The 24,143-nt window shown below is 62.5% G+C and carries 20 protein-coding genes and 1 pseudogene; 3 read left to right on the forward strand and 18 right to left on the reverse strand.

What is annotated here, in order from left to right; genetic code table 11:
- Nucleotides 1–6: 6 nt before the first annotated feature.
- The 15 genes and pseudogenes from ACFQND_RS09920 to def all read right to left on the reverse strand — a co-directional run bounded on the left by ACFQND_RS09920 (nucleotide 7) and on the right by def (nucleotide 14,772).
- On the reverse strand, nucleotides 7–387 hold the full coding sequence (locus ACFQND_RS09920; RefSeq protein ID WP_371437166.1) for a ribbon-helix-helix domain-containing protein: 381 nt from the start codon (nucleotides 385–387) through the stop codon (nucleotides 7–9).
- 84 nt (nucleotides 388–471) lie between these two features.
- Nucleotides 472–1,053, reverse strand: a complete 582-nt coding sequence (locus ACFQND_RS09925) for a DJ-1/PfpI family protein (RefSeq protein WP_371437167.1) — start codon at nucleotides 1,051–1,053, stop codon at nucleotides 472–474.
- Nucleotides 1,054–1,293: 240 nt separating this feature from the next.
- A complete protein-coding gene (locus ACFQND_RS09930) occupies nucleotides 1,294–2,205 on the reverse strand; it encodes a phosphoribosylaminoimidazolesuccinocarboxamide synthase (RefSeq protein WP_371437168.1) in 912 nt (303 codons plus the stop codon).
- A 91-nt stretch (nucleotides 2,206–2,296) separates the two neighbouring features.
- Nucleotides 2,297–3,361 (reverse strand): class II fructose-bisphosphate aldolase, encoded by a 1,065-nt coding sequence (gene fba, locus ACFQND_RS09935; protein ID WP_371437169.1) that lies wholly within the window; start codon nucleotides 3,359–3,361, stop codon nucleotides 2,297–2,299.
- A gap of 302 nt (nucleotides 3,362–3,663) precedes the next feature.
- Nucleotides 3,664–4,533 (reverse strand): alpha/beta hydrolase, encoded by an 870-nt coding sequence (locus ACFQND_RS09940; protein WP_371437170.1) that lies wholly within the window; start codon nucleotides 4,531–4,533, stop codon nucleotides 3,664–3,666.
- Between the two features lie 117 nt (nucleotides 4,534–4,650).
- On the reverse strand, nucleotides 4,651–6,162 hold the full coding sequence (locus tag ACFQND_RS09945; protein WP_371437171.1) for a tripartite tricarboxylate transporter permease: 1,512 nt from the start codon (nucleotides 6,160–6,162) through the stop codon (nucleotides 4,651–4,653).
- Nucleotides 6,163–6,185: 23 nt separating this feature from the next.
- Entirely contained in the window at nucleotides 6,186–6,674 is a 489-nt protein-coding gene (locus tag ACFQND_RS09950; RefSeq protein WP_371437172.1) for a tripartite tricarboxylate transporter TctB family protein, read from the reverse strand.
- 140 nt (nucleotides 6,675–6,814) lie between these two features.
- Nucleotides 6,815–8,206, reverse strand: a complete 1,392-nt coding sequence (locus tag ACFQND_RS09955) for a sensor histidine kinase (protein WP_371437173.1) — start codon at nucleotides 8,204–8,206, stop codon at nucleotides 6,815–6,817.
- Nucleotides 8,207–8,231: 25 nt separating this feature from the next.
- Nucleotides 8,232–8,924 carry a winged helix-turn-helix domain-containing protein gene (locus ACFQND_RS09960; RefSeq protein WP_371437174.1) on the reverse strand — a complete coding sequence of 231 codons (693 nt, stop codon included), beginning with the start codon at nucleotides 8,922–8,924 and terminating at the stop codon, nucleotides 8,232–8,234.
- Between the two features lie 210 nt (nucleotides 8,925–9,134).
- Nucleotides 9,135–10,568, reverse strand: coding sequence for a pyruvate kinase (pyk, locus tag ACFQND_RS09965; protein WP_371437175.1), 1,434 nt, complete (start codon nucleotides 10,566–10,568; stop codon nucleotides 9,135–9,137).
- A gap of 178 nt (nucleotides 10,569–10,746) precedes the next feature.
- Nucleotides 10,747–11,981 (reverse strand): annotated as a pseudogene (locus tag ACFQND_RS09970) (phosphoglycerate kinase).
- A 205-nt stretch (nucleotides 11,982–12,186) separates the two neighbouring features.
- Complete coding sequence (locus ACFQND_RS09975; RefSeq protein ID WP_371437381.1) at nucleotides 12,187–12,522, reverse strand: AzlD domain-containing protein; 336 nt, start codon at nucleotides 12,520–12,522, stop codon at nucleotides 12,187–12,189.
- 2 nt (nucleotides 12,523–12,524) lie between these two features.
- Nucleotides 12,525–13,283, reverse strand: coding sequence for an AzlC family ABC transporter permease (locus ACFQND_RS09980; protein ID WP_371437177.1), 759 nt, complete (start codon nucleotides 13,281–13,283; stop codon nucleotides 12,525–12,527).
- Nucleotides 13,284–13,288: 5 nt separating this feature from the next.
- Nucleotides 13,289–14,251: a methionyl-tRNA formyltransferase gene (gene fmt, locus ACFQND_RS09985; protein WP_371437178.1), complete on the reverse strand. Its 963-nt coding sequence runs from the start codon at nucleotides 14,249–14,251 to the stop codon at nucleotides 13,289–13,291.
- The gene (gene def, locus ACFQND_RS09990) at nucleotides 14,251–14,772 is read right to left on the reverse strand and encodes a peptide deformylase (RefSeq protein ID WP_371437179.1); all 522 of its coding nucleotides are present in this window, start codon (nucleotides 14,770–14,772) and stop codon (nucleotides 14,251–14,253) included. Before def ends, fmt begins: the two co-directional genes overlap by 1 nt.
- Nucleotides 14,773–14,970: 198 nt before the next feature.
- On the opposite strand from def, the gene ACFQND_RS09995 reads away from it, so the two are divergent.
- Nucleotides 14,971–16,188 carry a LysM peptidoglycan-binding domain-containing protein gene (locus ACFQND_RS09995; RefSeq protein ID WP_371437382.1) on the forward strand — a complete coding sequence of 406 codons (1,218 nt, stop codon included), beginning with the start codon at nucleotides 14,971–14,973 and terminating at the stop codon, nucleotides 16,186–16,188.
- Nucleotides 16,189–16,246: 58 nt separating this feature from the next.
- Nucleotides 16,247–17,380, forward strand: a complete 1,134-nt coding sequence (gene dprA, locus ACFQND_RS10000) for a DNA-processing protein DprA (protein WP_371437180.1) — start codon at nucleotides 16,247–16,249, stop codon at nucleotides 17,378–17,380.
- A 1-nt stretch (nucleotide 17,381) separates the two neighbouring features.
- Here dprA and ACFQND_RS10005 read toward each other — a convergent pair whose 3' ends face one another.
- Nucleotides 17,382–20,987: an indolepyruvate ferredoxin oxidoreductase family protein gene (locus ACFQND_RS10005; protein ID WP_371437181.1), complete on the reverse strand. Its 3,606-nt coding sequence runs from the start codon at nucleotides 20,985–20,987 to the stop codon at nucleotides 17,382–17,384.
- A 205-nt stretch (nucleotides 20,988–21,192) separates the two neighbouring features.
- Here ACFQND_RS10005 and ACFQND_RS10010 point away from each other — a divergent pair, with 205 nt between their 5' ends.
- Nucleotides 21,193–21,675 (forward strand): Lrp/AsnC family transcriptional regulator, encoded by a 483-nt coding sequence (locus ACFQND_RS10010; protein ID WP_371437182.1) that lies wholly within the window; start codon nucleotides 21,193–21,195, stop codon nucleotides 21,673–21,675.
- 142 nt (nucleotides 21,676–21,817) lie between these two features.
- Here the strand turns inward: ACFQND_RS10010 and fdhA are convergent, their stop codons facing one another.
- Together fdhA and ACFQND_RS10020 are read right to left on the reverse strand one after the other, a co-directional pair.
- Nucleotides 21,818–23,017 carry a formaldehyde dehydrogenase, glutathione-independent gene (gene fdhA, locus ACFQND_RS10015; protein ID WP_371437183.1) on the reverse strand — a complete coding sequence of 400 codons (1,200 nt, stop codon included), beginning with the start codon at nucleotides 23,015–23,017 and terminating at the stop codon, nucleotides 21,818–21,820.
- 41 nt (nucleotides 23,018–23,058) lie between these two features.
- Nucleotides 23,059–24,120: a Rieske 2Fe-2S domain-containing protein gene (locus ACFQND_RS10020; protein ID WP_371437383.1), complete on the reverse strand. Its 1,062-nt coding sequence runs from the start codon at nucleotides 24,118–24,120 to the stop codon at nucleotides 23,059–23,061.
- Nucleotides 24,121–24,143: the final 23 nt, after the last annotated feature.

Genomic DNA, 24,143 nt, shown 5'->3' on the forward strand with positions numbered 1-24,143 from the left:
AGCGCATCAGGCCACCAGCCTGTGCGGCGCGCCGCTTGAAGAAAACGGCCGCCGTTCGGTCGCCAGCACGCGCTGCGCGTTCAGGCTGCCGATGGGAATCGAGGCGTCGCGCGGGATGCCGCCCGACAGCTGCAGCGCCAGGTAGCGGCCGCAGCACACCCGCAGGAAGGACGCAAAATTGTCCACCCCGTCGCGTTCGGCCAGCAGCTCGTCGTGCAGTTTGGTGCACAGCTGGGGCACGCTCATGCCGTCGCGGCTGGCAATCTCGCCCAGCACGTCCCAGAACAGGTTCTCCAGCCGTATGCTGGTGGCCACGCCGTGCAGGCGCACCGAGCGGATACGGCTTTCGTAGAGCGCCGGGTCGGCGCTGATAAAGACCTCGCACATGTTGTGTCTCCAGCGGGTTGGGGTTTCAGTCTGCCCTGTCAGGTCTCAGGCAGCCTGAAATCATGCAACTTGCGCTGGCCGGCGTCAATGCGTGATCCGCGTCCCGAGCAGGGCCAGGAACTGGGCGATCCAGGCCGGGTGTGCCGGCCAGGCCGGTGCCGACACCAGGTTGCCCTCTGTATGGGCGGCGTCAATGGCGATATCGGCATAGGTGCCGCCGGCGCGCTCCACCTCGGTGCGGCAGGCCGGGTAGGCCGAGCAGGTCCGCCCCTCAAGCACGTCAGCGCCCGCCAGCAGTTGTGCCGCATGGCAGATAGCCGCGACCGGCTTGTTGCTGCTGAAAAAGTGCTTCACCATGGCCACCACGGCCGGGTAGGTGCGCAGGTATTCAGGGCCGCGGCCGCCGGGCAGCAGCAGCGCGTCGTAGCTTTCGGCCTTGATGTCGGAAAAGGAGGCATTCAGCACAAAGTTGTGGCCTGGCTTTTCGCTGTAGGTCTGCGCGCCTTCAAAGTCATGGATGGCGGTCTTGATGTGGTCGCCGGCCTTTTTGTCCGGGCAGACCGCGTGCACGGTATGGCCCACGGCCAGCAGCGCCTGGAAGGGCACCATGGTTTCGTAGTCTTCGCAATAGTCCCCGCAAATCATCAGAATCTTTTTGGCAGCCATGTCTGTCTCCTGTCATTGGTGAGTGAAAGGGGACATTCTTGAGCAGCAGCGGGCTCTTGTGGTGTTAGCCGGCTGTGACAGGCTTGCGGCGCGCTGCGGCAGGGCCTTTATCACTCCTGTTTTGATAGCTGGTTGCGCGCATCAATACTGGGCTGAGGCCCATTTTCACAATATTTTCATGCGTAAAAAAACCGCCTGCTCCCATGGGAGTGAAGGCGGTTTGCCGGCCCCTGCGGGGACTCAGGCGGCGGTCAGGCGCTCCAGCGCTTCGCGGTACTTGGCGGCGGTCTTGCCGATCACATCCGGCGGCAGGTGCGGTGCCGGCGGTGTCTTGTCCCAGGGTTTGCCGTTGATGCGCACGGCCTCCAGCCAGTCGCGCACAAACTGCTTGTCGTAGCTTGGCGGGTTCGCACCTAGGGCATAGGCAGCTTCATAACCTTCGATGGGCCAGTAGCGCGAGGAATCGGGCGTGAGCACCTCGTCCATCAAGGTCAGCGTACCGTTTTCGTCCAGGCCAAACTCGAACTTGGTGTCGGCAATGATGATGCCCTTGGTCAGGGCAAAAGCCGCGGCTTCCTGGTAGATCTGGATGCTGATCTTTTTGATCTGCGCGGCCAGTTCCGGGCCGACCACCTTGACGACCTGCTCGTAGCTGATGTTTTCGTCATGCTCGCCCACATCGGCCTTGGCGGCCGGCGTGAAGATGGGCTCGGGCAGCTTGCCGGCGTTTTTCAGGCCTGCGGGCAGTGGCACGCCGCACACGGCCTGGCTGTCCTGGTATTCCTTCCAGCCGCTGCCTGCCAGGTAACCGCGCACCACCGCCTCGACCGGAATCGGCTTCAGGCGCTTGACCAGCATGGAGCGGTCCCGGACCTGCGGGATTTCTTCGGCCGTAACCACGCTTTCCGGCGCCTCGCCGGTCAGGTGGTTGGGGCAGATATGGCCCAGCCGGCCAAACCAGAACAGCGCCATCTGCGTCAGCAGCGCGCCCTTGCCGGGAATCGGCTCACCCAGGATCACGTCAAACGCGCTCAGGCGGTCGCTGGCGACCATCAGCAGGCGGTCCTTGCCGACGGCGTAGTTGTCACGCACCTTGCCGCGGGCGAGCAAGGGCAGGGAAGTCAGGGCGGAGGTGTGGAGCGCTTGGGTCATGATGGGTGTCAAAGTGAAAAAGCCCGCGCGACTCAGGCAGAGTCCACGGGCCTTGAATTATCGCCAATCCGCGAGGGCGGCGGCAGGTGTTTTATTGAACCACCTGCGCCAGCTCGCCTTTGGCGTATTTGGCGGCCACGACCTGCAGGGTGTCACCCTTGATCTTCGCGCCCTGGCCTTCGCAGCCGAACTCGATGTAACGCTGCTTGCACAGCGCCTTGGCGGCCTCGCGGGCGGGTTTGAGCCATTCGCGCGCGTCGAACTTCTCGGGGTTCTCGGCCAGGAACTTGCGCACCGCGCCTGTCATGGCCAAGCGGATGTCGGTGTCGATATTGATCTTGCGCACGCCGTGCTTGATGGCTTCCTGGATTTCCTCGACCGGCACGCCGTAGGTTTCCTTCATGGCGCCGCCGTACTGGCGGATGATGGCCAGCAGTTCCTGCGGCACGGATGAAGACCCATGCATGACCAGGTGCGTGCTCGGGATGCGTTTGTGGATTTCCTTGATGCGGTCAATCGCCAGGATGTCGCCGGTGGGCTTGCGGCTGAATTTGTAGGCGCCGTGGCTGGTGCCTATGGCAATTGCCAGCGCGTCGATCTGCGTTTGCTTGACGAAGTCTGCCGCCTGCTCGGGGTCGGTCAGCAGCTGCTCGCGAGTCATGGTGGCGTCGGTGCCGTGGCCGTCTTCCTTGTCGCCCTTCATGGTTTCCAGGGAGCCCAGGCAACCCAGTTCACCTTCAATCGTGACGCCGTATTTGTGCGCCATCTGGGACACTTTTTTCGTCACTTCGACGTTGTACTCGTAGCTGGCGATGGTTTTGCCATCGGCTTCCAGCGAGCCGTCCATCATCACGGACGAAAAGCCCAGGTTGATTGCACCCTGGCAAACGTCGGGGTTCTGACCGTGGTCCTGGTGCATGACCAGCGGGATGTTGGGGTACATCTCGATGGCGGCTTCGATCAGGTGTTTGATAAAGGGCTCGCCGGCATATTTGCGGGCGCCGGCGCTGGCCTGCAGGATCACCGGCGCGCCGGTTTCCTTTGCAGCTTCCATCACGGCCTGCACCTGTTCGAGGTTGTTGACGTTAAAAGCCGGAATGCCGTAGCCGTTGACTGCCGCATGGTCCAGCAGCTCGCGCATCGAAACGAGTGCCATGATCGAATCCCCAGAAAATTAAAAACGCTGTGAAAAAGAGTGGGTTTCCGGCGGAAGCCTGGCAACGATGGCGCTGCATTGGATGGCCGTAACCGCGAGGTAACCGGGACCCCAATTCTAACTGCCGTGGAGAAGTGCGGCCCCCACGCTTATCACTTCGTGTATTACGCTGCCCCCCGAGGGGGCTGTGCTTGCTTGGGGCAGCCCGGCGCGGCGCACGCTGGCCCCCACGCTTATCACTTCGTGTATTGCGCGACTCCTCGAGGGGCTTGTGCCTGTTTGGGGCGGGGTACCGTCCGGCCTCAGCCTGTGGACCCGATGAATGCCGTGACGCGCGCCAGAACCGGCGCCCGTCCCCTGAGCACCGAGGCCATGGCGGCAATCAGCGTGGCATGGCTGACGCCGTCAAATTGCGCCGACTCGACCCGGACACCCGCGTTTTTCAGTTTCTGCGCCATGGCCACGGTGCTGCGCAGCGGATCCACCACCCCGTCATGGACAGGCGCCAGCAGCAGGGCCGGCGGCGAGGCGTTCGAGGCGTGGAGCAGCGGCTGGCTGTCTTTGGGCGTGTCCGGCCAGTTAAAGGCGACCCGGGTTTTCCCGTCACCAATAGGTAAAAAATCGTATGGGCCGGCCAAGCCTATCCAGCCCGCAAGCCGCGCGGGCGCCAGACCGACCGCTTCCAGCCAGCGTTTGTCCAGTGCCAGCATGGCGGCGTTATAGGCGCCGGCGCTGTGGCCCATGACAAAAATGCGGGTGGGCTTGACGCCATATTCAGCGGCATGGTCAAACGCCCAGCGCACGGCGCTGGCGCTGTCCTGGACAAATACGGGGTAACGGAATTCAGGGCTGAGGCGGTAGTCTGCAACGACGGCCACCACACCCTGCGAAGCCAGCGCCTCGCCCACGAAGCGATAGTCTTCACGGTCACCGGACGACCAGCTGCCGCCATAAAAAAACACCACCATGGCCGGGTTGCTGACAGGCGTTTTGGGCTGGTAGACGTCGACTTTCTGGCGTGGATGCTGGCCATAAGCCTGGCCCGGGGTTCGCTGGTAGGTGTCCGTGGCCACCGTGGCATTGAGGATATCTACCCCGGAACAAGCGCTTAGCAGCGCAGGCAGCATGGCAAGAAGGGAGCGTCTGGGCAATGTTGAAGCCGGCTGGTTCATGGTGTTCCGTTATATACGCCGGCCATGAAGCGCTGGATTCAGCCAGTGCCCGAAATGCGTGTGGGACAGTGCCCCAGGGGCCACTGTCCTGCTCGCAACGCAGACAGCGCGCGGCGCTCAGTCCTCGACGAAGACGTCTTCGCGCTTGGCCTTGATCGCGGGGAGAGTGACGATGATGATGAGCAACAGCGTGATCGCCAGCAGGCTGGCCGAGATTGGCCGCGACAGCAGCACGCTCCAGTCACCCCGCGACAGCAGCAGCGTGCGCCGCAGGTTTTCCTCCATCATGGGTCCGAGGATGAAGCCAAGCAGCAAGGGGGCGGGCTCACAGCCGAGCTTGTAAAACGCATAACCCACGATGCCGAAAATGCCGACCATCCATACGTCGAAAGTGTTGTTGTTCTCAGAATAAACGCCGATGGCGCAGAACAGCACGATCGCCGGGAATAGCCACCGGTAGGGAATCGTCAGCAACTTGATCCAGATGCCGATCATCGGCAGGTTCAACACAATCAGCATCAGGTTGCCTATCCACATGGAGGCGATCAGGCCCCAGAACAGCTCGGGGTTGCTGGTCATGACCTGCGGGCCCGGCTGGATGTTGTGGATGGTCATGGCGCCGACCATCAACGCCATCACGGCGTTGGGAGGAATGCCCAGTGTCAGCAAGGGGATAAAGGATGTTTGCGCACCGGCGTTGTTGGCGGACTCGGGTCCGGCGACGCCGCGGATGTTGCCCTGGCCGAACGGGATTTCGCCCTTCTTCAGGCTTATTTTCTTTTCAAGCGTGTAGGAAGCGAAGGCGGACAGCAAAGCCCCCCCGCCCGGCAGGATGCCGAGCGCCGATCCGAGCGCCGTGCCGCGCATCACGGCCGGCAGCATGGCCTTGAAATCCTCACGCGTGGGCCACAAGCCCTGGACATTGGCGGTGAAAACCTCACGCTCTTCATCGGGCTTGGCCAGGTTGCTGATGATTTCGCCATAGCCAAAAACACCCATCGCAATAGCGATGAAACCAATACCGTCGGTGAGTTCGGGAATGTCGAAGCTGTAGCGCGCCACACCCGAGTTGACGTCGGTGCCGACAAGGCCCAGCAGCAAACCAACCATGATCATGCCGATGGCCTTGATCAGCGAGCCCGAGGCCAGCACCACCGCACCGATGAGGCCGAGCACCATCAGCGAGAAATACTCGGCCGGCCCGAACTTGAAAGCCAGCTCCGTCAGGGGAGCGGCAAAGCCCGCCAGGATCAAGGTGCCGACGCAGCCGGCAAAAAACGAGCCCAGGCCCGCCGCAGCGAGCGCCGGGCCCGCGCGGCCTTTGCGCGCCATCTGATAACCGTCGATCACCGTCACAACCGAGGAGGACTCGCCGGGGAGGTTGACGAGAATGGCGGTCGTGGAGCCGCCGTACTGCGCACCATAGTAGATGCCGGCCAGCATGATGAGCGCAGACACAGGCGGCAGCGCGTAAGTCGCCGGGAGCAGCATGGCAATGGTAGCGACCGGTCCGATGCCCGGCAGCACGCCGATCAGCGTGCCCAGCAGGCAACCGACAAGTGCATAAATCAGGTTCTGGAAAGTGAAGGCAACGCCGAAGCCGAGCGCAAGATTGTCGAATAATTCCATTATTTGTTTCCTTTAGCCTGGGCTTAACCGGTGATGAAGGCCGGCCACACCGGGAACTGCAGCTTGAGCGCAACCACGAAGGCGAAATAGCTGCCAACGGCCAGCACGGTGGCCAGGATGAAGACGCTGCGGAACCTGAATTCGTTGCTCGCGAAGCTGGCGATGAAGGTCAGCGCGTAGATCGCGATGATCATGCCCATGGCCGGCAGTTTGATGCTGGACAAGCCGGCAAGCAGCACCCCGAAAGCAATGTTGGCCCCGATGATGAAGAGCAGCGGACGCCAGGCGATGCGGCCGATCCGGTCTCCATCAGTGGCCTTGGACAAGGTCGATGTAAACATCACGACGCAGCCGATGAGCGCGGTGATCACACCCAGGATAAGTGGAAAGTAGCCCGGGCCCATACGCGCCGCGTTCCCGACCGTGTAGTTGGTGGCGCCCACGGCAAACGCTGTACCGACGGCGGCAAACATGATGCCCGCGAAAAAGTCCCTCTGGCTTTTTATCTTCACTGAAAAGTCTCCTCTGGGGTCCACCCCCATGGGGACCTGGCCCGCCATGTTAAGAAGATAGACGCCGGGAGTTCATGACCAGATGATGACCATTTCTCCATGTTTGGCCGCATGCCCGCAGCGCGGCCAGCGGGGCCGCTTCAGGCTTGCCGCAGTGGCAGCGCGATTCGTACAGCCAGGCCCGGGCGCGTGCTGCCGGGAACGGCCGCGCTGAGCTGGTAGTTACCGTGATGGAGCTGAATCACGGCAAAGACGCTGGACAGGCCGAGGCCGTAGCCCGGCAGCGCGCTATCGCGACGGTAAAACCGGGTGCCGACACGCGTCATGTCCTCCACGGGGATGCCGGGGCCCCGGTCCGTGACGGTCAGAACCGCGTTATCGCCCTGCCTCTGCGTGCGCAACACCACGTCCACGCACTGGTCCGAATACTTGAGCGCGTTGTCCACCAGATTGGCAATGGCGCCGGCCAGCAGATCGGGATCGCCGGCAACTTCAAGCGGCTCTCCGGGCAGGAACACGAGGCTGCCGCCGCGCTCCTCGGCCACAGCCGCATACAGGTCGACCACGTCGGCCACAACCGTGTTCAATGCCACAGGCACAAAACCTTGCCGGCCGGCGCCTGACTCGGCCTCCGCGATTTGCAACAGTTTTTCGAACACGATGTTCAGGTCTTCGAGCGCCCGCCGGGTCGATGAAATAACTTCCTGACGCAAGTGGGCCGGGACGTCGTCGCCCTCGGCGGCCCGGAGCTGCGCCAGGATCCGTGTCAGCGGCGTGCGCAGGTTGTGCGCGATGGTGTTGGACACGTGGCGCACGCCGTCCATCAGATGCGCCATGCGATCCAGCATCTGCCCGATGTCCCGGTTCAGGCGGCCGAACTCGTCGTCCGGCTGAAGCGGGCCGGGCAGCACCGGCAGGCCGGTAATGCCGCGCGTTCCGACCCTCCCAAGCGTGCCCCGTATGGCATTGATGCGCTGCTCCAGCGTCATGCGAAAAACGTAGGTGCCGGCCACCACCAGCAACAGCGCCATCAGCCCGGCCGCCCGGCTGGCCTGGCCGACGAGCAGCTCCATGCGCTGCTCGTCGCGCATGTCGTGACCGACAATCAGGGAAGCCCCGTCGGGCAGCACGCGCATCAGCAACTGGCTGGGGCCTGTGCCTGCCGCGCTACCGGGGTGTTCTTCAGGCTGGTCGCTTACCCGCAAGCCCGCAGGCCGCTCCGCCAGGTTGCCCGCCAGCACGCGGCCCGATTCGTCGAGCAGCAGATAGATCTCGCTGTCCGAATCCTTGCCGTCCACGAGCATCTGCGTGATGGCGCTGGCCACCGCCGCGCGGCCGCCGAGTGCGTATTGCGTCTGCAGGTGCTGCAGCATCAGCGTAATTTGCCGCGCCGACGCCTGCTGGAGCTCGTTGACGGTCTGCATGTAGAAGATGGTCAGCGTGACCAGTACCGTGGTGGCCGCCAGCAAGGCGTAGTTGAGCGCCAGCCGGAAAGCGACCGAATGCCAGAGCGAACGAAGCGGGTTCAGCATGTCCCGCATCATCAGGCGGCAGTCATCACAACCCGTCGCCGCGGGCGGACAAGCGGTAGCCCGCGCCACGCACGGTGTGGATGAGCGCGGGCTGAAAGCCGTGGTCTATCTTCTTGCGCAGGCGGTTGATCTGCACGTCGATCACATTGGTCTGCGGATCGAAGTTGTAGTCCCACACGGCTTCGAGCAGCATGGTCCGCGTCAGCACCTGGTCGTGATGGGACATGAGGTAGGCCAGCAGCCGGAATTCGCGCGGTTGCAGGGCCACGGGTTTTCCGGCGCGCTCTACATTTCGCGTGAGCAGGTTAACCTTCAGGTCGGCGACCTGCAACTGCCTGGCTTCGGGCTCGAACTGCGCGCGACGCACCAGCGCCTCGGCGCGGGCCGCCAGTTCCGAAAAAGCAAAAGGCTTGGTCAGGTAGTCGTCGCCGCCGGCCTTCAGCCCGCGTACACGCTCGTCGAGCGAACTGAGCGCGCTCAAAACCAGTACCGGCATCCTGCGCCCCAGGCTTCGCAGCGAGGCGAGGATGGACAGGCCATCGACGTCATTGGGCAGCATGCGGTCCAGGATGACGATGTCCCAGGACTCATTGAGCGCGCGTGTCAGCCCCTCGAGGCCTTCACGGCAGACAACGGCGCTGTGGCCAAGCTCGCGAAAGCCGTCGCCAATGTAGCGCGCGCTGTCCACATCGTCTTCGATGATCAGGCAACGCCACATCAACGTGCTCCCGCAGGGCGGGTGGCACTGCGCTGGCACTGTGGCAGGAAATACAGGCTTTCAGGACGTTTCATGCTGCCAGATTGTCGCGCAGCCTTGCGAAAGCCCCTCACCGGAGGGCTGCTGGCGTGCAGCAGGACGCCGAAGCGTTCGGGGCCAGCGCACTTGCCAGGGTCGCCCGGCTAATTCACTGCGCCCCGTCCGGGGGCATTACGCCACGCGGCAGATCTTGAGCATGTTGGTGCCGCCCGGTGCGCCCATGGGTTCGCCGCAGGTGATGGCGTAGACATCGCCGCTTTGCACGATCTTGCGGCTCAGGAGATGGCCTTCGGCCTGCTCCAGCGCGGTATCGCGGTCTGCGCTGGTGTCCATCAGCAGGGGGCGCACATTGCGGTACAGCGCCATCTTGCGCTGCGTGCTCAGGCGCGGTGTCAGGGCGTAAATCGGCACGTGGATGTCATGGCGGCTCATCCACAGGGGCGTGGAGCCGCTGTCTGTCAGCGCCACGATGGCCTTGGCGCCCAGGTGGCTGGCCGTGAACAGCGCGCCCATGGCAATCGACTGGTCGATGCGGGCAAACATCTTGCCGGTGAAGTCGGAGTCGATCTCCTTGTACTCGGCTTTTTCGGCTTCGACGCAGATATTGGCCATCTCCAGGATGGTCTCCAGCGGGTACTTGCCGGCTGCCGTCTCGGCGCTGAGCATGACGGCGTCGGTGCCGTCGAGCACGGCGTTGGCCACGTCGCTGACCTCGGCGCGCGTGGGCACCGGGTTCAGGATCATGCTCTCCATCATCTGCGTGGCGGTAATGACCACCTTGTCCTGCGCACGCGCCATCTTGATCATGCGTTTTTGCAGCGCGGGAACGGCGGCGTTGCCGACTTCAACCGCGAGGTCGCCGCGCGCCACCATGATGCCGTCGCTGACGCGCAGGATTTCCGCCAGATTGGGGATGGCTTCGGCGCGCTCGATCTTGGCGATCAGGCCGGGTTTGTGTTTGTACGGGGCTGCCGCCACATTGCAGAGCTGGCGCGCCATTTCCATGTCGGTCGCGTTTTTCGGGAAACTCACGGCCACATAGTCGGCCTGGAAACTCATCGCGGTCTTGATGTCTTCCATGTCCTTGGCCGTCAGGGCCGGTGCGGTCAGGCCGCCGCCCTGCTTGTTGATGCCCTTGTTGTTGGACAGCTCGCCGCCCAGCTTGACGGTGGTGATGACTTCCTCGCCCAGCACGGCATCGACCGTCAGAACGATCAGGCCGTCGTTCAGCAACAGCACGTCGCCGGCCTTGACGTCGCGCGGCAGTTCCTTGTAGTCCAGCCCCACGCCCTTGATGTCACCGGCTTCCGTGCGGGACGCATCGAGCACAAACTTTTCGCCCGGTACCAGTTGCACCTTGCCTTCGGCAAACTTGCCGACACGGATCTTGGGGCCTTGCAGGTCGGCCATGATGGCGACTTCGCGCCCGGCGCGTTGGGCAGCCTCGCGCACGACGGTGGCCAGGTTGATGTGGTCCTGCGCCTTGCCGTGGCTGAAGTTCAGTCGCACCACGTTGACGCCGGCGCGAATCATTTTTTCCAGAAGTACCGGGTCGCTGGAAGCAGGGCCGAGGGTGGCGACGATCTTGGTAGCGCGACGTGGCATTTAAAGTCTCCGTGTAATTTAGTTTCCTATTTTCACACGAAATCAGTTACCAAACCGTTACCAATCCAGGCTGGGCCGGCAGCGCCGGGCGGCATCACAAGCCCTGTTTTTGAATAGAAAGTAGCGGTGGCCGCCATGGAGTGCGCGCCACCAGCTATCAAAAACAGAGCATCCGGTTTTAGCCTGCAGCGCGTTTTTGCAGGATTTCAAACGCCGGCAGAGTCTTGCCTTCCAGCACTTCCAGGAATGCACCGCCGCCGGTGGAGATGTAGTCCACCTGTTTTTCAATGCCGTACTTGGCAATGGCGGCCAGGGTGTCGCCACCGCCGGCAATTGAAAATGCGCTGCTTTTGGCAATGGCGCGGGCAATGCCTTCGGTGCCGTGCGAAAACGCCTCGAACTCGAACACGCCGACCGGGCCGTTCCAGACAATCGTGCCGGCCGCCATGAGCTGGGCCGCGAGTTGTGCGGTGGTTTGCGGGCCGATGTCGAGGATCAGGTCATCGTCCGCCACATCCGTCGCCGCCTTGACCGTAGCCGGTGCATCGGCGGCAAAGGTTTTGGCCGTCACCACATCCACGGGAATCGGCACCGCGGCGCNTTGGCCGTCACCACATCCACGGGAATCGGCACCGCGGCGCCGCGCGCCTTCATGGCCTCGATCACGGCTTTGGCCTCTGGCAGCAGGTCGGCTTCGGCCAGGCTTTTGCCAATCTTGAGGCCTGCGGCCAGCATGAAGGTGTTGGCAATGCCGCCGCCCACGATCAGCTGGTCCACATTGTTGGCCAGCGACTTCAGTATGGTGAGTTTGGTGGACACCTTGCTGCCCGCCACGATTGCCACCAGCGGCCTGCGCGGGTCGGTCAGTGCCTTGGAGATGGCGTCCATCTCGGCAGCCAGCAGCGGCCCGGCGCTGGCGACTTTGGCGTACTGGGCAATGCCGTAGGTGGAGGCTTCGGCGCGGTGGGCCGTACCGAACGCGTCGTGCACAAAAATATCGCACAGCGCGGCCAGCTTGCGGGCCAGCGCATCGTCATTTTTTTTCTCGCCCTTGTTCAGGCGGCAGTTTTCCAGCAGGACGACTTCACCGGGTTTGATGCTGACACCATCCACCCAGTTCGATGCCAGCGGTACATCGCGCTGCATGAGCTCGCCCAGCCGTTTGGCCACCGGCGCCAGGGAGTCGGCGGGCTTGAATTCGCCCTCCACCGGGCGGCCCAGGTGCGAGGTCACCATCACGGCGGCGCCTGCATCAAGCGCCATCTGTATGCAGGGAATCGAGGCACGGACACGTGTGTCTTCCGTGATATTGCCGCTGGCGTCCAGCGGTACGTTCAGGTCGGCGCGGATAAAAACACGCTTGCCGGCCACCTGGCCACTGGCGCACAGATCAGAAAAACGGATGAAATTCATGAACGACTCAAAAAATATAAATGGTTTGGGGCGCTGAGCCCAAAGCCTTAAATTGTAGGTGGCTCCAACAGCCCCTTCGGTAGCAGGAAGCGACACGCAGTCAGCGACCGTGGGGACCAACAATTTTCCGCCGGGCCGCCCCAAGGAAAATTAGCCCCCTTGGGGGGCAGGGAGCTACACGCAGTGAGCGACCGTGGGGGCCATTTCACCAGCCCAGCCCCAAATGCAGCGGCAGGTATACCGCCATGCCGGCAATGATGGTGCCCAGCACCCCGCGGCGCCAGTAAAACCAGCCTATGCCGGCGGCAGCCGCAAACAGGCGCGCGTCCTTCCAGGTGTCTATGAGATGGCCTTGCGTCATGACGATTTCGGGGATGATCACGGCCGCCAGCGCCGCAATGGGCGCATAGTCCAGGCCGCGCCTGGCCCAGCCGGGCAGCGTCCAGGGCTTGCTGGAGATGAAAAAGAAGGAGCGCGTGAGGACAGTCATCAGCGCCAGTCCGGCGATGGTGAGCAGCGTCCAGGGATCGGTTTGAGTCATGCTCATTCGCCATCTCCGGATTCACCGGCCCTGGCAGTCGCTGGCCGGGACAAACCGCGGTTTTCAAGCAGCAGGCACATTGCCACCGCGGCGGCAATGGCCAGCAGGATGTTGAGCTTGAGTGGCATGGCAAAGGCCGCCACGGCAACAGCACCGGCAGCCACGGCCGCCAGCACACGCAGGCGGCTGGTAATGAGCGAGCAGCTAATGCCGAGCAAGGCCAGAACACCGGCAAAACCCAGGCCCCAGCTGCTCGGGATGAAGTTGGCCAGGGCCACGCCAGCCAGGCCGCTGAGCACCCAGTTGGCCCAGCCAAGGCCACAGTTGCCGGCCAGGTAGGCCTGCTGCGCCAAACGTTGGGCCGGGTCCTCGCTGGGCTCGGGAAAACGCTGGACGAACAGCACATAACTCAGGTCGGTCGTCAGAAAACCGGTCAGCAGGCGCTCCCAGCGCGGCAAATGCATCATGTAGGCGCGCAGATGTGCGCTGAACACCACAAAACGCAGGTTGACGCAAAACGCGGCCGCCAGGATCACCCACATGGGCGCGCCTGCCATGATCAGCGGAATCGCGGCCAGCTGGGCGCTGCCGGCATAAACCACCACCGTCATCAGGACGGCCTCCAGCACGCTCATGCCGGAGTTGACCATGGCCACACCGGTCATCAGGCCCCAGGCGGCAAAACCGGGGGTAACCGGGAGCATGTCGCGTATGCCCGCACGGAACTGGGGATGGCGGAAATGGGCTGGACGCAGGAACACGGGGCCTACCTGCCAAAAACCATGCCGGGCCGCAGCTCAAAGCCACGCAGGAAATCCGCCACGGCAAGGCGCTTGCCGCCGGCGCGCTGCAGCTCGGTCAGGCGCAGCACATCCTGGCCGCAGGCGACCCTGACGCCGCCCGCATCCACAGACAAAATCGTGCCGCAGTTCACATCGGACGGGCGCAAAAAGCTCTCAATTTCATAGCGCCACAGCTTGATGCTTTCACCACCCAATGGGCTGTGGGCGCCGGGAAATGGGTCAAAGGCCCGGATTCGCCGGCCTATCACCCCGGCCGGCTGGCTCCAGTCGACCAGTGCCTCGGCCTTGTCGATCTTGTGGGCGTAGCTAACGCCGGCTTCAGGCTGCCTGACCGGTCGCAAGCCACCGCAAGCCGCCAGTTCCAGTGCTTCAACAATCAGGCGGCCGCCCATCGCCGCCAGCCGGTCGTGCAATTGACCCGTGCTGTCCGCTGGCGTGATCGGCAGGCGATCGACCAGGAGCATGTCACCGGTATCCAGCCCGGCATCCATCTGCATGATGGTCACGCCGGTCTCGGTATCGCCGGCCTCAATCGCACGGTGGATGGGCGCGGCGCCGCGCCAGCGCGGCAATAGCGAAGCGTGAATATTAAGGCAGCCCAGTCGGGGCATGTCAAGCACCCACTGCGGCAGGATCAGCCCATAAGCAGCGACAACCATGACGTCGGCACGCGCCGCCTCAATGGCTTCGCGTGCCGAAGCAGCGTCTTCAGGATATTTGCCATCCAGGCGCAGGCTGCGCGGCTGGGCTACCGGGATATGCTGGCTCTGCGCCCATTGCTTGACGGCGGAAGCCTGCAGCTTCATGCCACGCCCGGCGGGGCGGTCCGGCTGGGTCAGGACCAGGGGAATTTCAAAACCTGCTGCGTGCAGGCGCTCCAACGCGACACGGGCAAACTCTGGTGTGCCCGCAAATATGACGCGCATCAGGACATGCCAATGCTATGTTCGCTCTTTTGCTGCTTGATCATTTTGGTCTTGATCCGGTTGCGCTTGAGCGGCGACAGGTACTCCACAAACACCTTGCCCATCAGGTGGTCCATTTCATGCTGGATGCACACCGCCAGCAGGCCGTCGGCTTCATGGACCTGCATTTTTCCTTCCAGGTCCAGCGCCTGCACCTTGACGGCGACGGCGCGTTCCACGCCGTCATAAATGCCGGGCACGGACAGGCAGCCTTCGTCGTTGATCTTTGTCTCGGGACTGGCCCACAGGATTTCCGGGTTGATCAGCACCAGCGGCTTGTCGCGCTCTTCGCTCACGTCAATCACGATCAAACGCTCATGGACGTCCACCTGGGTCGCGGCCAGGCCGATGCCCTCGGCCTGGTACATGGTTTCCAGCATGTCATCGACCAGGGTTTGCAGGCGCGCATCGACTGCGGCTACAGGCTTGGCCACGGTATGCAAACGCGGATCGGGATAACGAAGAATGGTAAGTTGGGTCATGGGCAGGCTAATCAGGTGTCTCTATTTTCGCAAATTTTGATGCCTTTTAAGGATCAAGGGGCTTGTCAAACTGCATTTTCGTTGCCTAATCAAGGGCTTAGGTACAAAATCGACAGTGATTTATCAAGATAAAACATGGCCCCAGCCAGCAGGGAAGCGGGTCATGCAAGCCTACAAGCCGAGAACAAGGCCTTCAAGATGCACATTATTTCTGGTCGTTTCAGCCGTATTTCAATAGCCCTGAGCCTGTTGGGCGCGACGCTTGGGGCCCATGCGCAGAACTTCCCCATCACGGCCGACCAGAAAGCCACGGCCAGCCAGGTAGCTCAGGCGGGTATCCCGGTTGCAGACCTGGCGCCCAATGCACCGGACAGCTATGTCGTCAAAAGCGGAGACACCTTGTGGTCGATTTCGGGGCTTTTCCTGAAAAGTCCCTGGCGCTGGCCCGAACTGTGGGGCATGAACCTGCAGGACATCCGCAATCCGCACCGCATTTACCCCGGCCAGCAACTGTTCCTGGACAAATCCAACGGCCGCGCGGTGCTGCGCACACGCCAGGCCAGCGCCAATGACGGCCCGCCTACGGAAACCATACGGGTCTCGCCGCGCACGCGTTCCCAGTCGGCCGGCGACACGTCAATACCCACCCTGGCCTCCAACATCATTGAGCCCTTTCTGGCCGAGCCGCTGATTGTGGACGCCGTCACCTTTGCAGGTGCCCCGCGCATCGTGGCCGCCCAGGAAGGCCGCGTGCTGCTGAGCCGCGGCGACCGTGCTTATGCACGCGGTGTCCTGGCCGACGGCACAGGCAAGCCCTTGAGCGATGCCAGGGGTGAACCGCTGGACTACCGCGTCTTTCGCAATGCCACCCCGCTCAAGGACCCAGTAAGCGGTGCCATCCTGGGTTACGAAGCCCAGTTTGTCGGCAAGGCCGAACTGGTTCGTGGCGAATCCATACAGCAAGTGACCGCCAGGGACGGAAAAGTCACGAGTGAAATCGTGCCGGCCACCATAGACATCATTGCGACCAAGGAAGAAATGCGCACGGGCGACCGCCTGGTTGCCGAGCCGGCCCGCTCTTCGCAAAGCTACGCACCGCACGCACCTGCCACACCGATTTCCGGCCAGATCGTGTCCGTCTACGGCAGCGCGGTGACTTATGCCGCGGAAAACCAGGTGGTTGTGGTGAACCGCGGCACCAAGGACGGCCTGGAAAACGGCCATGTCATGGCCATCCTGAAAGACGGCCAGGTTTTGCAGGACCGTACCGACTCCTCGCGTACCCGGATCAAGCTGCCCAACGAGCGCAACGGCCTGCTCATGGTGTTCCGCACCTTTGACCAGCTGTCTTACGCGCTGGTGCTGCAGATCACCGACGGCGTGAAGGTCGGCGACCGGTTCACCAACCCCAACTGACGCGGGCAAAACAGCACCATCAGCCTTCTGCATCGGGCGACCTGGGACCGGCTGAACCATGGACCGCGACGAACTCCAGGCCTGGTTGCGCCTGACCCTGTCGCCCGGCATAGGCAATGAAACCGCTCGCAAGCTGCTGGCTACCTTTGGCTCTGCTCAGGCAATTTTTGAACAAAGCAGCACAACGCTGAACCAGCTGGGCTCCGAAAAGCTCAGCCGCGCCATTCTGGAAGTCCCGCCCACGCTGGCGGACCTGCTTCAGACCACGCTGGACTGGCTTGCCGCCTCGGATGAGCGCCAGATCGTCACCCTGGGTGACGCCGGCTACCCGGCCAGCCTGCTCGACATCGCAGACCCGCCTTTGATGCTTTACATGATGGGGGCCCTCGCCAAACAAGCGCGACCAGCTATCGAAAATATAGCATCCGCGCCGCAACCCCGACTAGCCATTGTCGGTAGCCGCAACCCCACGCCGCAGGGCGAGGTCAATGCCAGGCAGTTTGCCAAAACGTTCGGTGCCTCCGGCCTGTGCATCGTGTCCGGGCTGGCGCTGGGTGTGGACGGCGCCGCGCATGACGGCGCCATGCTGGGCGGCGGCAACACCATCGCCGTGGTCGGCACGGGGCTGGACCGCGTCTACCCGAAAAAACACCTTGAACTGGCACACCGGATCGCCGCGCAGGGCATGATCGTCAGCGAGTTCCCGCTGGGCACGCCACCGCTCAACGCCAACTTCCCGAAACGCAACCGGATTATTTCAGGCCTGTCACAAGGTGTGCTGGTGGTCGAAGCGGCGCTCAAGTCGGGTTCGCTGATCACCGCCCGTCTGGCGGCAGAGCAGGGCAAGGAGGTCTTCGCCATCCCCGGCTCCATCCATTCGCCGCAATCGCGCGGCTGCCACGCACTCATCAAACAAGGCGCCAAACTGGTGGAAACAGCGCAGGATGTTCTGGAAGAGCTCAGGCTGCCGTCGGTTCAGGCGCCTGAGAATCCGCCTGGTGCGAACGACGAGCCCCTCGCCGACAGCGCCTTCCTGGCCGCGCTTGGTTTTGACGTGGTCAGCCTGGACGCGCTGCAAGCGCGCACCGGACTGCCCACGCCTGAGCTCCAGGCTAAATTACTTGAGCTCGAACTGGACGGCCACCTGACGCGATTGCCAGGCGGCCTGTTCCAGCGGACAACACAGGTGTAGTTCAGGCGGCTAGTTTTTCAGCATCACGCTTCCCCAGGTGGAAGTCGTGCATCAGTCCGGCCCATTGCAGGCGGGCCTGTTTCAGGTTGCGTTCCTTGACATGGCCATAACCCTTGATGAGTTCAGGGATGCGCGCAATCTCGACAGCGACCGCGTGGTTGCCGGCATCCAGCGCCGGCAGCAGGCTTTCAATGCTGGCCTTGTACTCACCGATCAGCGCACGCTCCGTCTTGCGTTCTTCAGTGCGGCCAAAAATATCCAGTGCCGTGCCGCGCAGGCCCTTGAGTTTTGCCAGCACCCTGAAGCCGCCCAGCATCCACGAACCAAACTTCTGCTTTTGCAGCTCGCCCTTGTCGTTCTTCTTTGCCAGCAGCGGCGGCGCCAGGTGGTAGTTGAGTTTGAAGTCGCCCTCAAACATGCTGTTGACCTTGTCCAGGAAAGCTGTGTCGGTGTGCAGGCGTGCGACTTCGTACTCGTCCTTGTAGGCCATGAGCTTGAACAGGTATTTCGCAACGTTTTGCGCCAGCAGCTTTTTGCCCAGCGGGGCTTCGGCCTGCTCCACACGGCGCACAAACTTTTCGTAATCCTGCGCATAAGCCGCGTTCTGGTAGGCCGTCAAGAACTCAACACGCCGCGCCACCAGTTCATCCAGGCCCTGACGGGCCGCCGGCATGGCGATGACCTGGGCCGAGGCAAACAGCTTTTCCATGGCCGGCAAATCATGTGCAGCCCGGCGGCCCCAGGCAAATGCCATCTTGTTCTGCTCGACTGCCACGGCATTCAGCTCAATGGCCCGTGTCATGGCCTCCAGCCCCAGCGGCACCCAGCCTTTTTGCCAGGCGTAGCCCAGCAGCATGGGATTGGCATAAATGCTGTCGCCCATCAGTTTGGTGGCCGCGGTATCGGCATCAAAGGAGCCCACGCCGCCTGCGCCTACGGCCTTGCTGATCTCGGCCTGGCAGGCGCCGCCCGGGTTTTGCCAGGCGCCGTTGTGTACAAACGAGGCTGTCGGTGCACTGTGGGAATTCAACGCCACATGCGTGCGGCCTTCCTGCATGCGCGCCATGGTTTCCTTGTTGGCGCTGACGATGGGGTCGCAGCCAATGATCAGGTCGGCACTCGCAGTGCCGACGCGCGTGGTGCAGATTTCACCGGGCTTCGCGCTGATCAACACGTGGCTCCAGGTGCTGCCGCCCTTTTGCGCCAGCCCGGCCGCGTCCTGTGTGACGATGCCCTTGCCTTCGATGTGCGCGGCCATGCCCAGCAGCTGGCCGATGGTGATGACGCCCGTGCCGCCAACGCCGGCCACCACAATGCCCCACAGCGGATGGTCTGCGCCCAGCACCGGCAACACCGGTTCGGGCATCTCGCCGCCTTCAAACGGGCTGAACGATTTGTTGGCCTTTGATTTTTTCTTGAGCTGGCCGCCTTCGACAGTGACAAAGCTGGGGCAAAAACCCTTCACGCAGGAAAAGTCCTTGTTGCAGGTGCTCTGGTTGATCTGGCGCTTGCGGCCGAATTCGGTTTCCAGCGGCTCCACGCTCATGCAGTTGGACTGCTCGCCGCAATCACCGCAGCCTTCGCAGACAAGCTCGTTGATCACGACGCGCGCAGCCGGGTCCACCAGGGTGCCGCGTTTGCGGCGCCGGCGCTTTTCGGTCGCGCAGGTCTGGTCGTAGATGATGATGGTCGTGCCCTGGATTTCGCGGAACTGCTTCTGTATATCGTCCAGCTCATCGCGATGGTGCACTGTCACGCCGTCGGCAAGTTTTACGCCCTCGTATTTTTCAGGCTCGTCGGTGACGACCACGATTTTGGCGGCGCCTTCGGCCCGCACCGACTGCGAAATCTGCACCACCGAGTGCCCCTCGGGCCGCTCGCCGACCGGCTGGCCGCCCGTCATGGCGACCGCATCGTTGTAGAGGATTTTGTAGGTGATGTTCACGCCGGCGGCAATGCTCTGGCGTATCGCCAGCAGGCCGCTATGGAAGTAGGTGCCGTCGCCCAGGTTGGCAAAGATGTGTTTGTCCGTGGTGAAAGGCTGCTGCCCGACCCAGGGCACGCCCTCGCCGCCCATTTGTGTGAAGCCCATGGTGCTGCGGTCCATCCACAGTGCCATGTAGTGGCAGCCGATACCGGCCATGGCGCGCGAGCCCTCGGGCACCTTGGTCGAGGTGTTGTGCGGGCAGCCCGAGCAGAACCACGGTGTGCGTTCGCTGTCGACCACCAGCGTGGTCAATGATTTTTCCTTGGCCTCTATGACCGCCAGGCGTGCGTCTATGCGCGCCAGCATGTCGCTGTCCAGGCCGAGCTTCTTGACACGCGCGGCCAGCGCCTTGGCGATCAGCGCGGGCGACAGGTCGGCGTTGGCGCGCAGCAGGGTGTTGGCCGACGGGTTCGGCATGCTCCATTCGCCGCCGCTGCGGCTACCGGAGGGCCCCTGCGAGTCCTCGCCGGGCACCTCATTGAACTTGCCGACGATGTTGGGCCGCACATCGGCGCGCCAGTTGTACAGCTCTTCCTTGAGCTGGTATTCGATGACCTGGCGTTTTTCCTCGACCACCAGGATTTCCTGCATGCCGGTGGCAAATTCGCGCGTGAGCTGCGCTTCCAGCGGCCAGACCACGCCGACCTTGTGCAGGCGTATGCCGAGCTGGCGGCAGGTGTCGTCGTCCAGGCCCAGGTCCATCAGGGCCTGGCGTGTGTCGTTGTAGGCCTTGCCACTGGCGATCATGCCGAAGCGGTCGTTTTTGCCTTCAATCGCGTTGTAGTTCAGGCGGTTGGCGCGTATGTAGGCCAGCGCGGCATACCACTTGTAGTCAAACAGGCGCTGCTCCTGCTCCAGCGGCGCATCGGGCCAGCGGATGTGCACGCCGCCGGGTGGCATTTCAAAGTCGGTCGGGATTTTGATCTGCACCCGCCCCGGGTCAATCATGGCGCTGGCCGAGGACTCGACGATCTCCTGTATGGTTTTGACGCCAGCCCAGACACCCGCGTAGCGGCTGAGCGCAATCGCATGCAGGCCCAGGTCCAGAATCTCCTGCACGCTGGCCGGGAAAAACACCGGCAGGCCGCAGGCCTTGAAGATATGGTCGCTCTGGTGCGCAGCCGTCGAGCTTTTTGAAATGTGGTCGTCGCCGGCAATCGCAATTGCGCCGCCCCAGGGCGTGGTGCCCGCCATATTGGCGTGTTTAAAAACGTCCGAGGTACGGTCCACACCCGGACCCTTGCCGTACCAGATGCCAAACACACCATCAAATTTATTGGTACCGGGAGGTGCAAAACCCAGTTGCTGCGTGCCCCACACGGCGGTCGCTGCCAGCTCTTCATTGACGCCGGGCTGGAAGATGATGTTCTGCGCCTTGAGGTATTTGGCGGCCTTCCACAAGGCCTGGTCGTAACCACCCAGCGGTGAACCGCGGTAGCCTGAAATAAAACCTGCCGTATTTTTACCCTGCTGTTTGTCACGCAGTTGCTGCAGCATGGGCAGCTTGACCAGCGCCTGCACACCGCTCATGAAGGCATGACCATAGTCCAGGCTGTATTTGTCGTCGAGCGTGACGGTTTCCAGCGACTTGCGAATGTGTTCCGGTAGCGGGGCGTTCATTATTTTGTCTCCTGCAGCAGATAGCTATACATGGGGCGCTTTCACTGGATTTTGAAGAGCCGGCCATGCCGCAAACCGGCAATGAGGCAGCCTCAAAAATGCAAAACTCCATGGCAAAGTGTATGCATTAAATCCAGATAAGTCTTTGCTTTCTTTGCCCTGTATTGGCTATGATGAGCAAGAATCTTCCAATTTATTGGACATTATGGAAATACTTGATAAGTTCGACATTGCCATACTGCAGCATCTGCAAACCGATGCCCGCCTGACCAATGCAGAGCTTGCCTCGCGAGTCGGTTTGTCGGCGGCGCCCTGCTGGCGGCGTGTGCGGGCGCTGGAAGAGTCGGGCTTTATCACGGGTTACCGGGCCGAGATCAACCGCCACAAGATAGGCTTGGGCGTGCTGGCGTTTGTGCGGCTGGATGCCGAGCGGATCACTGGCGACACAACACGCCAGCTGGAAGAGGCCATCAGGAAGCTGCCGGAAATCGTGTCATGCCACTACATCAGCGGCACTGGCACGTTTGAGCTGCAGGTCGTGGCGCAGGACCTGGAGGCCTTCAGCAAGTTTGCGCTGCAAAAGCTGATCAACCTGCCCAATGTGAAAGACATGCACACCAGCTTTTCACTGGGTGAGGTCAAGGCCAGCAGTGCCCTGCCGCTGGGCCACCTGGCGCGCGGGGCCTGAGCGCCCGAATGCATTTGGGAATTTATAGTGCGCGCAATCTGCTATGGTTTTGATAGCTGGTTGCGCGCATATTCAGGCGGCCACAGGCACTTTTTATATGTAAAAAGGCCTTTTTCGCCTGAAAAAGCCGTTTCAGGACGGCTTAACGCTTGCCCAATTGCCCATGCGGATCAATCACGAATTTTGTCGGTGCACCCGCATCAAACTGCGCGTAACCGGCAGGCGCCTCGTCCAGCGAGATCACCTTGACGCCGACGATGTCGGCGATCTTGATGCGGTCCCACAAAATGGCCTGCATGAGTGCGCGGTTGTACTGCATCACCGGCGTCTGCCCGGTCATGAAGCTGTGTGACTTGGCCCAGCCCAGGCCAAGGCGAATGCTCAGGGAGCCGGTCTTGGCAGCCTTGTCCACACCGCCCGGGTCTTCTGTCACATACAGACCCGGGATGCCGATCTTGCCGGCCGCTCTTGTAATTTCCATCAGCGAGTTGAGCACGGTGGCGGGTGCCTCGTGCTGCGCGCCTTCGTGGCCGTGGCCGCGTGCTTCAAAGCCGACGGCGTCAATGGCGCTGTCGACTTCAGGCACGCCGAGGATGGCCTGGATCTGGTCACCGAGTGGCACATCGGTTGAGAGGTCTGCGATTTCGAAACCAACGCTTTTGGCATGCTTCAAACGCGCGGGGTTCACGTCACCGACGATGACCACCGCCGCACCCAGGAGGCGTGCCGATGCGGCCGCCGCCAGACCGACCGGGCCGGCGCCAGCCACATACACGGTGCTGCCGGGGCCGACGCCTGCGGTGACGGCGCCGTGGTAGCCGGTGGGCAGTATGTCTGACAGGCAGGTCAGGTCGCGGATCTTTTCAATGGCCTGGGCGCGGTCGGGGAATTTGAGCAGGTTGAAGTCGGCATACGGCACCATGACGTATTCGGCCTGGCCGCCAACCCAGCCGCCCATGTCCACATAACCGTAAGCGCCGCCGGGGCGGGATTCGTTGACGGTCAGGCAGACGCCGGTCTGGCGTTCCTTGCACAGGCGGCAGCGGCCGCAGGCAACGTTGAAGGGCACGGAGACGATGTCGCCCACGCTGAGGGTTTCAACATCCTTGCCGGCTTCAATGACTTCGCCGGTGATTTCGTGGCCGAGCACGAGACCGGCGGGGGCGGTGGTGCGGCCGCGCACCATGTGCTGGTCGGAGCCGCAGATGTTGGTGGTCAGCACCTTCAGGATCACGCCGTGGTTGGCGGTGCGGCCCTTGGGGTTGAGCAGTTTCGGGTAGTCGATGGAACGGACTTCCACCTTGCCCTGCTCTACGTAAACAACGCCTCTGTTACTTGCCATTTTTGTCTCCTGTTGGTTAACTGACTCGAATCGGGTAGCTGTTAAACCGCGGCCGCTGCCTGCCGCAGTTTTGTGATGAGGCGCCTGGCGCGATTGGGCCCGGCATCCACATGGATGTCAATGTTGGGACCCGGCCCCTGGCGCATCTGGTTGCGGTATTGCGCTTCTATGATGACCTTGTCTTCTTCAAAGGTGGCGGCGGTCTGGTCCACCACCAGCGTTGTGACGTCGGTACGGTCAGGATGCGGGTTGGTCGCAATCGTCCAGAAGTAATGCGTCGTGGTTTCGGTTTCCGGCGTCACGCCGTGAAAGCCGCGCATGTGAAAACCATGGCGCTCCGGGTCGTCGTAGGAGCCGGTGCCATGGTCCATCGCGCCGGTCCAGATGGCGCAGTGCGAGGGGTGAAACTCCACTTCCTGCCAGCGGTCTATCTTGCCGGCAAAAGGCCAGGCCGATGCGTAAGTCGGCGGCGGGTCTGATTCAGGCATGAGGCGTATCACACGTACGGTCTCTTCCGTGCTCTCGACCTTGACTGCGGCGTTCATGTGCAGCGTCGGGTTGCCGCCAATCGTCTTGAGGTGCACATAACCCAGGTGGCTCAGGTCCAGCAGGTTGTCGTGGATCAGCTGCCACGGCGCATCGTAGTGGTACACATCGCCGCCGAACCTGTAGGCGGCATCGCTGTGAAAGCGATAGGCCGGTGGTTCATCTTTCGGCTGGCTGTCCGGCGTGGCACCCACCCATACCCACAGGATCTGGTCGCGCTCGCGCAGTGGGTAGGCGGTGACGCAAGCCTTTGCGGGAATGCGCTCCTGGCCCGGGATTTCAACGCATTTGCCGGTGGTGTCAAACAGCAGGCCGTGGTAGCCGCAGCGCAGGCCGGCGCCCTCTACATTGCCGCAGGACAGCGGCAGGTCGCGGTGGCAGCAGCGGTCCTGCAGCGCGGCAACCTTGCCGTCCTGGGCACGAAACAGCACCATGGGCCGCGACAGTATGGTGCGCGCCACGGGCTTGTCTTTGAGCTCCCAGGAAAAGCCGGCGACGTACCAGCGGTCCAGCGGAAAAATGGCCGGTGCGCGTGTGATCTCAACCGGGGTGGCCATATCGTTCATGTCTTGCTCCTGCT

It is taken from the genome of Polaromonas aquatica (assembly GCF_042659145.1).
Lineage (GTDB): Bacteria > Pseudomonadota > Gammaproteobacteria > Burkholderiales > Burkholderiaceae_C > Polaromonas > Polaromonas aquatica.